Origin of the sequence: Deinococcus apachensis DSM 19763 (genome assembly GCF_000381345.1) — a bacterium.
Taxonomy (GTDB): domain Bacteria; phylum Deinococcota; class Deinococci; order Deinococcales; family Deinococcaceae; genus Deinococcus; species Deinococcus apachensis.
Genome location: NZ_KB906403.1, coordinates 122,737 through 135,234, shown reverse-complemented (window position 1 = coordinate 135,234; position 12,498 = coordinate 122,737). Strand labels below are relative to the sequence as shown.

10 protein-coding genes and 1 pseudogene are annotated in these 12,498 nt (G+C 70.6%); 6 read left to right on the top strand and 5 right to left on the bottom strand.

The genetic code is table 11. The annotated features are described in order from the left end of the window. Nucleotides 1-56: 56 nt before the first annotated feature. The 3 genes from F784_RS0111415 to F784_RS0111405 all read left to right on the top strand — a co-directional run bounded on the left by F784_RS0111415 (nt 57) and on the right by F784_RS0111405 (nt 3,560). Complete coding sequence (locus tag F784_RS0111415; RefSeq protein ID WP_026332424.1) at nt 57-1,403, top strand: PEGA domain-containing protein; 1,347 nt, start codon at nt 57-59, stop codon at nt 1,401-1,403. Nucleotides 1,404-1,480: 77 nt separating this feature from the next. Continuing rightward, nucleotides 1,481-3,013: a glutamine-hydrolyzing GMP synthase gene (gene guaA, locus F784_RS0111410; protein ID WP_019586864.1), complete on the top strand. Its 1,533-nt coding sequence runs from the start codon at nt 1,481-1,483 to the stop codon at nt 3,011-3,013. Between the two features lie 7 nt (nt 3,014-3,020). Next, nucleotides 3,021-3,560 carry an ankyrin repeat domain-containing protein gene (locus F784_RS0111405; RefSeq protein WP_019586863.1) on the top strand — a complete coding sequence of 180 codons (540 nt, stop codon included), beginning with the start codon at nt 3,021-3,023 and terminating at the stop codon, nt 3,558-3,560. Nucleotides 3,561-3,563: 3 nt separating this feature from the next. On the opposite strand, the gene F784_RS0111400 is transcribed toward F784_RS0111405, so the two are convergent. From F784_RS0111400 to F784_RS0111385, 4 genes and pseudogenes are all read right to left on the bottom strand, one after another. Then, a complete protein-coding gene (locus F784_RS0111400; protein WP_019586862.1) occupies nt 3,564-3,857 on the bottom strand; it encodes an antibiotic biosynthesis monooxygenase family protein in 294 nt (97 codons plus the stop codon). An 83-nt stretch (nt 3,858-3,940) separates the two neighbouring features. Further along, a pseudogene (locus F784_RS25280) lies at nt 3,941-4,236 on the bottom strand (DUF1330 domain-containing protein). A 90-nt stretch (nt 4,237-4,326) separates the two neighbouring features. After that, a complete protein-coding gene (locus tag F784_RS0111390; protein WP_019586860.1) occupies nt 4,327-5,877 on the bottom strand; it encodes a 2-isopropylmalate synthase in 1,551 nt (516 codons plus the stop codon). Nucleotides 5,878-6,074: 197 nt separating this feature from the next. After that, entirely contained in the window at nt 6,075-7,772 is a 1,698-nt protein-coding gene (locus F784_RS0111385; RefSeq protein WP_019586859.1) for an SWIM zinc finger family protein, read from the bottom strand. A gap of 76 nt (nt 7,773-7,848) precedes the next feature. Here F784_RS0111385 and F784_RS27135 point away from each other — a divergent pair, with 76 nt between their 5' ends. From F784_RS27135 to F784_RS0111370, 3 genes are all read left to right on the top strand, one after another. Then, entirely contained in the window at nt 7,849-9,675 is a 1,827-nt protein-coding gene (locus F784_RS27135) for an ATP-binding protein (protein WP_026332423.1), read from the top strand. After that, nucleotides 9,618-10,268, top strand: coding sequence for a helix-turn-helix transcriptional regulator (locus F784_RS27585; protein ID WP_281166709.1), 651 nt, complete (start codon nt 9,618-9,620; stop codon nt 10,266-10,268). Before F784_RS27135 ends, F784_RS27585 begins: the two co-directional genes overlap by 58 nt. Before the next feature lie 129 nt (nt 10,269-10,397). Further along, on the top strand, nt 10,398-11,231 hold the full coding sequence (locus tag F784_RS0111370; RefSeq protein ID WP_019586857.1) for a rhodanese-like domain-containing protein: 834 nt from the start codon (nt 10,398-10,400) through the stop codon (nt 11,229-11,231). 83 nt (nt 11,232-11,314) lie between these two features. On the opposite strand, the gene ilvC is transcribed toward F784_RS0111370, so the two are convergent. Next, nucleotides 11,315-12,325: a ketol-acid reductoisomerase gene (gene ilvC / locus F784_RS0111365; protein WP_019586856.1), complete on the bottom strand. Its 1,011-nt coding sequence runs from the start codon at nt 12,323-12,325 to the stop codon at nt 11,315-11,317. Between the last annotated feature and the right edge of the window lie 173 nt (nt 12,326-12,498).

Below are 12,498 nucleotides of genomic sequence, written 5' to 3'. Positions count from 1 at the left end.
CGGGGGCCTTGGCCTTCCTGCGTGGGATTTCACATTTGGCCCCTATACTTGCCCCTGTGAAGCCCATCGGCCCCTATGTGGCCGCACGCGAACTGACGGGCGACCGGCCTGCCGGAGCGGTGCGGACGCTGCGCGCGACCGACCGCCTGACCGGGATGCCGGTGCTGCTGCATGTACTTCCGCACGCCGCGCCCCTGCCTGGCCTGCCCCCCCACCCCTCGCTGCTGTCCCCCAGCGAGGGCGGCATTGACGGCGACACGGCCTACGTGGTCACCGAGCTGCCGCCGCACGCGCTCCCCGCCTCCGACCCCCTGCTCGCCGCGCGGGGGGCGCTGTCGGGCCTGGCCGCGCTGCACGAGGCGGGCCTGACTCACGGGGGCGTCGGCCCCGCGCAACTCTGGAGCGTGGACGGGCGGGTGGCGCTGGCGGGAGCGGGGCTGCCCTGGGGCGGGGAAGTGAACCCCACCCAGGACCTGAGTGACCTGGCGGACACCCTGAGGACGCTGGGAGGGATTCCCCCCGCCCTGCGGGACGCGCCCGCCGGAGCCACGGCCCGCGACCTCCTCGCCCGGCTGGACGCGGTCAGCCCACCGGAAGCCGCTCGCAAACGTGGTGCCACCCCCCGCGCCCCGGTGGCGGTGTCACCGGAACCCGGGGAGGCTCCCCCGCCCACCCCAGGGCAGCAGAACGCGGGCCAGCAGGACCCGCCCGCCACACCCGTCCCCGTGCCGCCGTCCACCCCGGTCGTGGTCGCGGCGGCGCCTTCCAGCCCAGTGCAGAGCGGTGCGGAGGAGGCCGCGGCCGAGGCGGCGCCGTCTCCCGCCCCCGTTGAGGCGACCACCGAGCCTGCCCCTGCCTCACCGGAGGAGGACACCGCTCCCCCGGTCACCCCCACCCCTCCCCGGGTCACGACGGGCCGTGTTCCTCCCCGGCGGGTGGCGGGCGAGCCGGTCCGCATCGCCTGGGACGCCGACGGCACCCGCCACGTGGTGAAATCTGATCACGCGCCTGCCCCACGATCCAGCCGCCGTGCTCCGGGCTGGCTGCTGCCCGTGCTGGCGCTGCTCCTTCTGCTGCTGCTCACCGGGGTGTGGTGGGCCCGGCGGGCCGCCCCGACCTCGACGGTGGCGCCCACCTCGGCCGTCGCCGCCTCCGAGCCGTGCTGCGAGGTTCGCTTCGCGGTGCAGGGGGGGGAAGGGGTGCGGGTGCGCCTGAGCATCGTCTCCGCGCCCAGGGGTGCAGGTGTGAAAAGCGGGCAGGAGGTGGGTCAGGCTCCGGGCCTGGTTCGTCTGCCGCAGCCGGGCGACTACACCCTGCGCGTGGCGGCTGACGGGTACACCCCCGGCACCGTCAGTGTGACGGCGCCGAGCAAGGTGCCCGTCCAGATCAACCTGACGCCCTGAGCGGCGGGTGGCCGCCCCGCCCTTCCTGACCAGCTCACAGGGACATCCCGGACCCGCCCCGTGACACAATCGGCCCCGTGAGTGTCGTCATCCTCGACTTCGGCAGCCAGTTCACGCGCCTGATCACCCGGCGCCTGCGCGAACTCGGCGCGTACAGCGTGATCCTTCCGGGCACCGCCAGCCTGGAGCGCATCGCGCAGGAAAACCCCCAGGGCATCGTTCTCTCGGGCGGCCCCAACAGCGTCTATGACGCGAACGCGCCCCGTCCCGCCCCCGGCGTCCTCGACCTCCCCGTGCCCATCCTGGGCCTGTGCTACGGGATGCAGTTCCTCGCCCACGAGGCGGGCGGCGACGTGCGGCGCGCGGGCAAGCGCGAGTACGGTAAGGCCGACCTGACCCGCTACGGCGGCCAACTTTTCCAGGGGATTCAGGGCGAATTTGTCGCCTGGATGAGCCACAGCGACTCGGTGACACAACTTCCGCGCGGTTACGAGGTCGTCGCCGAGACAGAGGACACGCCGGTCGCCGCCATCGAGAACCCGGAGACGCGCCGCTACGGGGTGCAGTTCCACCCCGAAGTCGTCCACACGCCCAAGGGCGGGCAACTGCTGGCGAACTTCCTGGAGATTTGCGGCGTGAACCGCGACTGGAACGCCGAGCACATCATCGACGAGCTGATTGCGGACGTTCAGGCGCAGGTGGGCGACGGCCGGGTTCTTCTCGCCATCAGCGGCGGCGTGGATTCCAGCACGCTCGGCCTGCTCCTCGCGCGGGCCATTGGCGACCGGCTCACCGCCGTTTTCATCGATCACGGGCTGCTCCGGTTGGGCGAGCGGGAACAGGTGGAGGCGGCGCTGCGGCCCCTCGGCGTCAACCTCGTCACGGTAGATGCCCGGGCGGAGTTCCTGGGTGCCCTTCACGGCGTCTCCGACCCCGAGCAGAAGCGCAAGATCATCGGCCGCGAGTTCATCCGGGCCTTCGAGCGCGAGGCGAGACAATACGGTCCCTTCGACTTCCTCGCGCAGGGAACGCTCTACCCGGACGTGATCGAGTCAGCGGGCGGTTTATCTTCCGACAAATCGGGCGCGGCGAATATCAAGAGCCACCACAACGTCGGCGGCCTGCCCGAAGACCTCGCCTTCCAGCTCGTCGAGCCCTTCCGCACCCTCTTCAAGGACGAGGTGCGGGAGATCGCGCGGCTGCTGGGTCTCCCCGACCAGATTCGGATGCGCCACCCCTTCCCCGGCCCTGGCCTGGCGATCCGCTGCCTGGGCGCGATCACTGAGGAGAAATTGGACATCCTCAAGCGGGTGGACGACATCTTCATCTCGGGATTGCGTGAGTTCGGTCTCTACGACGGCTGCTCACAGGCCCTCGCCATCCTGACGCCCATCCAGTCGGTCGGCGTGATGGGCGACGAGCGCACCTATTCCTACACCGCCGCCCTGCGCGCCGTGACCACCGACGACTTCATGACCGCCGAGTGGGCCCGCCTGCCCTACGACTTCCTGGCGACGATGAGCAACCGCATCGTGAACCACGTCCACGAGATCAACCGCGTGGTATACGACATCACCGGCAAGCCGCCCGCCACGATTGAGTGGGAGTGAGGGGAACATGACAGGTGACTCCGGGCAGAAACCGGAACTCGATCAGGAGACGCTGGAATACATCCAGGCGGTGTTCGACCTCGTGCGCTTCGGGGACTCGGAGCGGCTCGCTCCCCTGATGGACCGCGGCCTGCCCCCCAACCTGCTGAACCAGCGGGGCGACAGCCTGCTGATGCTCGCCAGCTACCACGGGCATCTGGAGGCCGCGCGGGAATTGCTGAAGCACGGCGCCGACCCCGAACTGCGGAATGACCAGGGACAGACACCGCTCCTGGGCGCCGTCTTCAAGGGGAACGTGCCCATGGTGCGGTTGCTGCTCGACCACGGCGCCGATGTGGAGAGCGCGGGACCCGACGGTCGGACGGCCTTGATGATGGCTGCCATGTTCAACCGGACGGAGGTGGTCGAGTTGCTGCTCATGCATGGCGCCGACCTGCATACACGGGACGCACGTGGTCAGTCGGTCCTCGATTCGGCAAGAGCGATGGGCGCGCCCGACACAGCGGCTCAACTCGAAGCCCTGTTGGGGCAGATGCCGGAGCGGTAGAGGTTAGGCCGTCACCCTAACGAAATGCTCCACCGTCGGGAATGGGTCGTAGAAATGGTGCAGCAGCGAGCGCCACTGCTGATACTCAGCGCTTCCCCGAAAACCTACGGTGTGGTCCTCCAGCGTCTCCCACCAGACGAGGAGGGCGTACCTGTGGTCGTCTTCGAGGCAGCGTCGTAGCTCGTGGCGGACGTACCCGCTCATGCCGGAGATGATGCGCTCGGCGCGGGCAAAAGCGGCCTCGAACGCGCCTGTTTGTTCCGAGCGGATGTTCAGCAGCGCAATTTCCAGAACCATTAGCCCTCCCTGCAAGGAAGAGGCGGCCGGATCCTCCGCCCCTTTCCACTCTTTCTACACGGGCATCTAACTCACCTGTGGCTTCAGGAAGTGGCGTCTACGCCTTGAACCACGATGAGGTGGCCGGTCGCCCTCTGCTGCCGGAGGGGGCGAATGCGCGTGTACCCCTCGGACTCGTACCAGGCGCGGGCCTGCTCGGCAGAGGGAAAGGCGATGACCACCACCCGGCCCGGTGCCTCGCCCTCCAGGGCCACGGGCTGGCCCCCCGCACGAGAAACTGGCCGCCGTACGGTTCAAGGGTCGTGGGGACGTGCTGGGAATAGGCAGGGTAACCCCCGGGGTCGTGGACATCAATCAGTCCGATCACGTAGGCGCTCATGCTTCCTCCTGAACTTGAGGGTCGGTAAGTTCACTTTCCACAAAGAGCGAGAAGGCGGAGTTCCCCCCACCTTCTGCCCCCCACTCCCGGTTACACCGTCGTCTGGCTCACCTGGCGGCTCTTGCCCATTCCGGCGACGACCTGGTTGATGACGCGCAGCCAGGCGCGGGCAGAGGCCTCGACCACGTCCGTCGCCACTCCCGTGCCGTGCAGCGTCGTCTCCCCGTACCGGGCGCCGATGCTGACCTCGCCGAGCGCGTCGCCGCCGCCCGTGACGGCCTGGATGCGGTAGCTCTCCAGCACCGGGGTAATGCCCGTGATCCGGTTGATCGCCTGGAAGGCGGCTTCCACTGGGCCGTCGCCGTGCGCGGTGGCCTCGGCCGAGCCGTCCGGGGTCTGGAGGCGGACGAAGGCGACCGGGGTCATGTTCATGCCGCTGGTGATCTGGAAGCCCTCCAGCGTGAAGGTCTGCGGCACGTCGCTGCGGCTCTCAACCAGGGCGCGCAGGTCGTCGGCGTAAATCTGCCCCTTGCGGTCGGCCATGTCCTTGAAGCGGGCGAAGAGGTGCTTGACGCGCTCCTCGTCCACCGTGTAGCCCAGATCGGTCAGCGCCTTGCGGAAGGCCGCGCGGCCCGAGTGCTTGCCCATCACCAGCACGGCGGCCTCGCGCCCGACCAGTTCGGCGTTCATGATCTCGTACGTCTCGCGCGCCTTGATCACCCCGTCCTGGTGGATGCCCGACTCGTGCGCGAAGGCGTTGTCGCCCACCACGCCCTTGTTGGGCTGGACCGGCATCCCGCTCAGACGGCTCACCATGCGGCTGGAGCGGTAGATCTCCCGGGTGCGGATGCCCGTCTCGAAGCCGTAGTGGTCCCTTCGCGTGTGAAAGGCCATCACGATCTCCTCCAGCGCCGCGTTCCCCGCCCGCTCGCCGATGCCGTTCACCGTGCATTCGATCTGCCGGGCGCCCCCCTCGGCCGCCGCGATGGAGTTCGCCACCGCCATCCCTAGGTCGTCGTGGCAGTGGGCGGAGAGGATGACATGCCCCGGCAACTCGGCCCGCAGGTACGCGAACAGGTCGCGGATTTCCTCAGGCGTGGTGTAGCCCACCGTGTCGGGCACGTTGATCGTGGTCGCGCCCGCCTCCACCGCCGCGCGGAAGATGCGCGCCAGGAATGCCCGGTCGCTGCGGGTGGCGTCCTCGGCGCTGAATTCCACATCGTCCACGAAGGAGCGGGCCAGGCGCACGGCCTCCACCGCCCGCTCGATCACGGCGTCGGGCTCCAACTGCAACTTCTTCGCCATATGAATCGGGCTGGTGGCGATGAAGGTGTGGATGCGCGGCTTGTCCGCCAGTTCGACCGCCTTCGCCGCCGCCTCGATGTCCGCCCGGTTCGCGCGGGCCAGTCCGGCGATAACTGGCCCCCGCACCTCCCGCGCGATGCGGCTTACGCCCTCCAGGTCGCCGGGGGAGGCGATGGGAAAGCCCGCCTCAATCACGTCCACGCCCAAGCGGGCGAGCTGGTGCGCGATCTCCAGCTTCTGGGTGTGGTTCAGCGCCACGCCCGGCGACTGCTCGCCGTCGCGCAGAGTGGTGTCGAAGATGCGGATACGCTGGCCGTCGGCGGGTTGCTGGGTCATGCGGGGCTCCTGGGTGGCGAGGGGCGGGCGACAAAGAAAAGCCCCGGAGGGCGGTTCCTCCGGGGGATTCGGGCAGGCTCCTTCGCCGCTCACTCCACCGGAGGAACGCCAAGAAGAAGCAGGCCGAACGGATACATGGCGCAACTGTAACGGCAGGAGGCTTTGCGGGCAAGGGGAGTCGTCTACACGGGTGAGGTCTACAGCAACCCCGCCTGCCTCAACTCGTCGCGCAAGGCAGGGAGGCGGGGTTGCCGCTCCACGACGGCCCGGACCTGGGTGAGAGCTTCCGGCCGACCGACAAGCGTGGGAAGTTGGGAGAGGATTTGCGCCGCCTCGTGATAGCCGTTGCGGTTGCGGAGGTCGATGTGAAGCTGCGCGGCCCGCACGATTAACGGTACGGCCCGCTCTGCGTCAAGCTGTCCGGCCAGGGCCAGCAGTTGACGCACGGGCACGATGTCCCGCTCGCCCGCGAGCCGCAGCGCCTCCTGGGCCAGCCCCTCGCGCAGCAACAGGTCCATCAGGACTTCGGTGTGCCCCTTCTGGCGCCACAGCCGCGAGGTGATCTCCGCCCGCTCCGTCTCCCAGTCGGGGCTGACATCCTTCAGCGAGATCAGCCACTCCGGGGTGGGAGACTTCAGGACGACCTCGCGGGCCAGGGCGTGGGCTTCCGGCTTTCGCCCAGTCGCCACGTACCGCGCAAAGAGCCAGCGGCGGGTCTGCTCCTGCTCCCGCCCCTCGTGGGCCAGGGCTTCGAGCAGGGGAAGCTGATCGTGCGCCGCGAAGACGGGTTCCAGTTCGGGAAAGTGGGCGCGCCGCCCGGCCTCGCGCACCGCCCGCCGCACGTCCTCGGTTCGCCCGCGTTCGAGCAGGAAGTCCAGCAACTCACCGAGGTTGCCACTTGCGCGCAAAAGCGCCTCGGCCTCCTCGTCGCTCAGGTTGTCGTTGGCGGTGAGGTGGTAGAGCGCGCGGGCGTACTGCTGCCGGAGATACTCCGAGCGTTCCCCCTTCACGAGGTTGCGGAGCAGATTCAGCAGGGAGGCCCGCTCGTCCTCCCGCAGCGCTGCCACGAGGTCGAAGAACGCTTCGTCATCTGAATTCCACCGGCCGGACGCCACCTCGCTCTGCACGGCCTCGAAGGCGTCCTCGCGCGCCCCCTCGTCCAGCTTGCCGCTGACGAGCAATGTCTGCACCGCCGCCAGCGCCCGCGCCTGGAGGTCGTCCAGCCCCCAGTCGAAGTCCCCGTCGTAGGTGTCCCCGATACCGTCCAGCACGGTGAGGTAGGTGTCGAGAAGTTGCCCTGCCCACGCCGAATCCAGCGCGTCCAGATTCTCCAGCAGTCCGTCCGCCCCCTCCAGCACGAGGTCGATGGCCTCGGTGTCCGGCCCCTCGCCCTCGTGGTCCCACTCGGGGTTGTAGGTGCGGCGGATGGCGTCGAAGGCCGCCTCGATCTGCCCGCGGGCACTTCCGGCAGGTGCGCTGGGGGCCGAACTCGCGTACACCAGCGCCTCCAGCTCCGGCGCGCGGTCGAGCATTCGACTGATCAGGCGGTGGAGTTCGGGGACGCTCAGGCCGGAGAGCGCCTCCGAGAGTTCAGGCACCCCGGCGAAGGCGCGTGGGTCCTCCACCGCCCGGGCGAGCAGCGCCGCGACATGCTTGCAGTGGCCGCCGCCACCCACGGGGCACGAGCAGCGGGCCGACACGACCTCCCCACCCTCCAGCGTCGCGCGGACCTGATACGGCTCCTGCCCGTAGGCGGTCCCCCGCAGCACCGTCGCCGTTCTCTCCGGCCGCGCGCTCAGGCCCGTCAGGCCCCGCACGTAGGACTGGCCCTTGCGCCACTCGTGTTCGCCGCTCCAGGCCAGGGCGTCCTGACGACGCAGGGTGAACGTGGTCATGGGGACATGCTAAGCGGGCCCCTTCGAGTCTGGTGCCCCTCTCACCGGGTGAGCGTATTGTGAGGGGGAGGTGCCCATGAACGAGTCCACCTCGCCGTCCTTGCCGGGCGTCCCCGCCTCGGGGGGAGTGCCCGCCCACCTCGTGCCTCTGGTGGGGCGCGGGGAGGAACTCGCGGAACTCGCCGCGCTGCTGCGGCGGGAGGAGGTGCCGCTGCTGACCCTGAGCGGCGCGGGGGGAACGGGGAAGACGGCGCTCGCGCTCACCCTGGCAAGGGCGCTCGCCCCCGACTTTCCCGACGGGGTGGCGGTGGTGCCGCTGGCAGCTGTCCGGACCGACGCGCCCCTCGCCCCCGTGGTGGCCCGCGCGCTGGGGCTGAAGGACGGGGCGGCGGAGCCCCTGACCCGCGTCCGCGAGTTCCTGCGGGGCAGGCGGCTGCTGCTCCTGCTCGACAACGCCGAACACCTGCCCGGGGTGGGGGAACTCGCGCAGGACCTGCTGCGGCACGCCCCGCACCTCACGGTCCTGGTCACGAGCCGCGTGCCCCTGGGGGTTTCGCTGGAGCGGGACTACGCCCTGGGACCGCTCGCCCTGCCCCCACCCGGCGCAGCCTTCGGGGAGCTGGCCGCCGCGCCGTCGGTCGAGCTGTTCCGGCGGCGGGCGCGGGCAGTGCGGCGCGACTTCACGCTCACGCCGGAGAATGCCCCCGCCGTGGCGGGGGTCTGCACCCGGCTCGACGGGCTGCCGCTGGCCCTCGAACTCGCCGCCGCGCACGTCCGCACGCTCTCCCCGGAGGCGCTGCTCGGGCACCTGCACCCCAGCCTGCCCCTGCTGTCCGGCGGCCCGGCCGACCGCCCCGAGCATCAGCGTTCCGTCCGGGCGACGGTCGCCTGGAGCGAGGCCCTGCTGCCGGAGACCGCTCGCCTTGTGCTGCGCGCCCTGGGCACGTTCGTGGACGGGGCGGACCTGCCGGGGGTGGCCGCCGTGACGGGTGTGCCGGAGGGCGAGGCGCTGGCCCGGCTGGAACTCCTGGTGAGCCACGGGCTCGTGCGCCCCGGCGAGAATCCGGACGGCACGCCGCGGTTCGGGCTGCTGGAAACCATCCGGGAGTATGCCCTGGAGCGGCAATCAGTCCTGGGCGAGACGGCCGGGTGGCAGGCCCGGCACGCGCGGCACTTTCTCGACGTGGCGCTCGCCGGGGACCGCGAGGTGTGGGGGGAGCGGCAGGGGGCGGCCCTCGCCCGGCTGGAACGCGAGCACGGGAACTTCCGGGCCGCCCTCGCCTGGGCGCTCGACCACGACGCCCCCCTGGGCCTGCGGCTGGCCGCCGCGCTGGGCAACTTCTGGAGCGTCCACGGTCACCTCACCGAGGGCCGGGGCTGGCTGGAGCAGGCCCTGCGCCTGCCGGGAGACGAGACCGCCGGTGCCCATGCCGCCTACCTCGCCGGGGAGATGGCGCGGATGCAGGGGGACCACGCCGAGGCCGAGTGGCGCCTGAGGGAGGGGCTCGCCCTCGCCCGGGAGCGGGGGGACCGGCTGGCGGTGGCCGCGGCCCTCAACTCACTCGGGGTGCTGGCTCACAACGCCGCCTGTCCGGAGGAGGCCCGGGCCTTCCTGACCGAGGCGCTGACCCTGTGGGAGGAGGGCCGCGGGACTTCGGACGCACCACGCCGCTCTTCAACCTGGGGCGGCTGGAGCTGTACTGGGGGGAGGCTCAGGACGCCCTCCCGCTCCTCTCCCGGGCGCTGGCCTTCTGGCGTGAGGGCGGAAACCGGCACGGGATGGGGTACGCCCTCTACAGCCTGGGCCGCGCCCACCTGGAACGGGGGGACGCGGAACGCGGGGGGGTGCTGCTGCGCGAGAGCCTCACGCTGCGGGAGGCCATCGGCGACGAGCGGGGGGTGATCGCCTCCCTGACCGCCCTGGGGCTGGAGGCCACCCTGCGGGGGGACCTGCCCGCCGCGTTCCCGCTGCTGGGGCAGGCCCTCTCCCGCGCCGTCCGGCTCGGCCACCGCCGCAACGTCGCCGAGGCGCTGGAGGATTTCGCCGCGCTGGCGGTCGCCTCGGGCGAGGCGGCCCGGGCGGTGCGCTGGGTGAGCGCGGCGCGGGCCGTGCGGGAGGGGGTGGGGGCGCTCCCCGCCCCGCTCGACGGGCGGCAGATCGAGCGCACGCTCCGGCGCGCCCGGGCGAAACTCAGCCGCGCGGCCTATGCCCGGGAGGGGCAGGAGGGCGCCCTGCTCGGCCTGGGGGCGGCTGTGGCCGAGGCCCTGCAATGGCGCCCCATCCCGTCCCCCATCCGGGCGACGGCCGGGCTGACCTGCCGTGAGCAGGAGGTGCTGCGCCTGATGGCCGCCGGACGCAGCAACCGCGAGATCGCCCGCGCCCTGGAGGTGAGCGAGAAGACGGTCGCGCGGCACGGCGAGAACCTGTTTGGCAAGCTCGGGGTGAACTCCCGCGCGGCGGCCACCGCCCTGGCCGTGCGCGAGGGGCTGGTCTGACGGGCGGGGAGGTGGGGTTGTCCCTGAAGGCGAGCGGGCCGACCCCGCAGAGACGTCGCCCCGCATCTGGGTAATTCACCCGATGCGGGGCGGGGACCCCGGGGCGCACCGTGGGGGCGGAGGTGACCCATGAACGGCAAGTTCCGCCTGCTCGCCCTATCCGCCCTCACGTCCCTCGCCCTCGCCCAGACGCCCGGCCTGGTCGCCACGGTCTTCACCACCACCCTGGGCGAGGCGAACGTGAAGACGCCGGAAGTGTCCACTCAGGAGCTGCGCCGGATTCTGGCGGACGGGAGCGCCCTCGTGCTCGACGCGCGGCCCCACCTGGAGTGGGCCATCAGTCACATCCCCGGTGCCCTCAATGTCGCGCGCAAACCGGGGGTGAGTGACAGCCAGTACGTCAGCGACGTGCGGGAGATCGAGCGGCTCGTCGCGGGTGACCGGAGCCGGGCGCTGGTGCTCTACTGCAACGGCCCGCTGTGCGGCAAGAGCAAGCGTCTGAGCGAGGAACTGCTCACGGCTGGCTTCACGAACGTGCGGCGCTACCAGCTCGGGGCGCCCATCTGGCGTGCCCTGGGCGGCGTGATGGTCACCGAGGCGGATGGTGCGCGTTATATCGCCGGGGGCGACCGGACCGCGTGGTGGGTGGACGGGCGCAGCGAGGAGGACTTCCGGGCGGGCAGCCTGAACGGTGCCCACGACATCCCCCTGGCCGACGTGGCGAAGGCCAAGGACGACGGGCGCCTGCCGATGGAAGACCACAACACGCGCCTGATCGTCTTCGGCAAGGACGCGCAGCAGGCACGGGCGGTGGCGGAGGAGATCGCCAGGAACGCCTTCCATAACGTCTCGTTCTTCCCCGGCTCGCTGAACGACCTGCGAACTGCAATGGCCGGACCCTCCGACCCGGTGTCCCTGCGCTCCCTGGCCGCCTCCCACTGGACACCGCACCCGGAGCCCTGAAGCCACAACTGGGAAGCCGGTGCCACACGAAAGCGGCCAGCCTTTCCTCCCCGGAAGGGCTGGCCGCTGACCGCTGACCGCTCCTAAACCTCCAGCGCCTGCTTGTTGATAAACGGCATCTTGCCCCGCAGCTCTTTGCCCACCGTCTCCAGCAGGTGATCGCGCATCTTGCGGCGCTGCTCGTTCATGTAGGGGAAGCCGCTCTCGGCGTCCTGGATGAAGCTCTGGGCGAACTTGCCGCTCTGGATGTCGCCCAGCACGTCCTTCATCGTCGCCTTCGTCTTGTCCGTGATGATGCGCGGGCCGGTCACGTAGTCACCGAATTCCGCCGTGTTGGAGATGGAGTAGCGCATCCCCTCGAAGCCCTTCTCGTAGATCAGGTCCACGATCAGCTTGACCTCGTGCAGCGTCTCGAAGTAGGCGATCTCGGGCTGGTAGCCCGCCTCCACCAGCGTCTCGAAGCCCGCCTGGATCAGGTGCGTCACGCCGCCACAAAGGACCGACTGCTCGCCGAAGAGGTCCGTCTCCGTCTCCTCCTTGAAGGTGGTCTCCAGCACGCCCGCCCGGGTGCCGCCGATGCCGCGCGCATACGCCAGCGCGATCTCCCGCGCCTGACCGCTCGCGTCCTGCCCCACCGCGAAGATGCTGGGCATCCCCGCCCCATCCACGTACACGCGGCGCAGCATGTGGCCGGGTCCCTTGGGGGCGACCAGGAACACGTCCACCCCGGCGGGCGGCTTGATGCGCCCGAAGTGGATGTTGAAGCCGTGCCCGAAGGCGAGCGCCTTCCCGTCCGTGAGGTTCGGGGCGATGCTCTCCTCGTAGACCTTCGGCTGCGTCTCGTCGGGGATGAGCAGCATGACCACGTCCGCCTCGCGCGTCGCGTCCTCGATGCTGGTGACGCGCAGGCCCGCCTGCTCCGCCTTGGTGCGGCTGGGGCTACCCTCCCGCAGCCCGACGACCACGTTCAGGCCGCTGTCCCGCAGGTTCTGCGCGTGCGCGTGCGCCTGCGAGCCGTAGCCGATGATGGCGATGAGCTTGTCCTCGATGGGGGAGAGGGAGACGTCGCGGTCGTAATACATTTTCGCGGCCATTGGGCGATTCTCCTACAAAGTGTGAGTTGGGGGGGAATGTGGGCTAGGGGAGGGGGGCGGCGTGCAACCCCTCCGGCCCGTCGGGCCGCCTCCCCGTAAACGGGAGGCTATGAAGTGCTCCTCAAGCCGTGCTTTCTGGCTCCCCTCTAAGGGGAGCTGTCAGCAAAGCTGAC

Coding starts and splice junctions, on each gene's coding strand:
- F784_RS0111405 (WP_019586863.1), top strand. CDS start 3,021: ATGACAGGTGACTCCGGGCAGAAACCGGAACTCGATCAGGAGACGCTG.
- F784_RS0111400 (WP_019586862.1), bottom strand. CDS start 3,857: ATGGTTCTGGAAATTGCGCTGCTGAACATCCGCTCGGAACAAACAGGC.
- F784_RS0111390 (WP_019586860.1), bottom strand. CDS start 5,877: ATGACCCAGCAACCCGCCGACGGCCAGCGTATCCGCATCTTCGACACC.
- F784_RS0111385 (WP_019586859.1), bottom strand. CDS start 7,772: ATGACCACGTTCACCCTGCGTCGTCAGGACGCCCTGGCCTGGAGCGGC.
- F784_RS27135 (WP_026332423.1), top strand. CDS start 7,849: ATGAACGAGTCCACCTCGCCGTCCTTGCCGGGCGTCCCCGCCTCGGGG.
- F784_RS0111370 (WP_019586857.1), top strand. CDS start 10,398: ATGAACGGCAAGTTCCGCCTGCTCGCCCTATCCGCCCTCACGTCCCTC.
- ilvC (WP_019586856.1), bottom strand. CDS start 12,325: ATGGCCGCGAAAATGTATTACGACCGCGACGTCTCCCTCTCCCCCATC.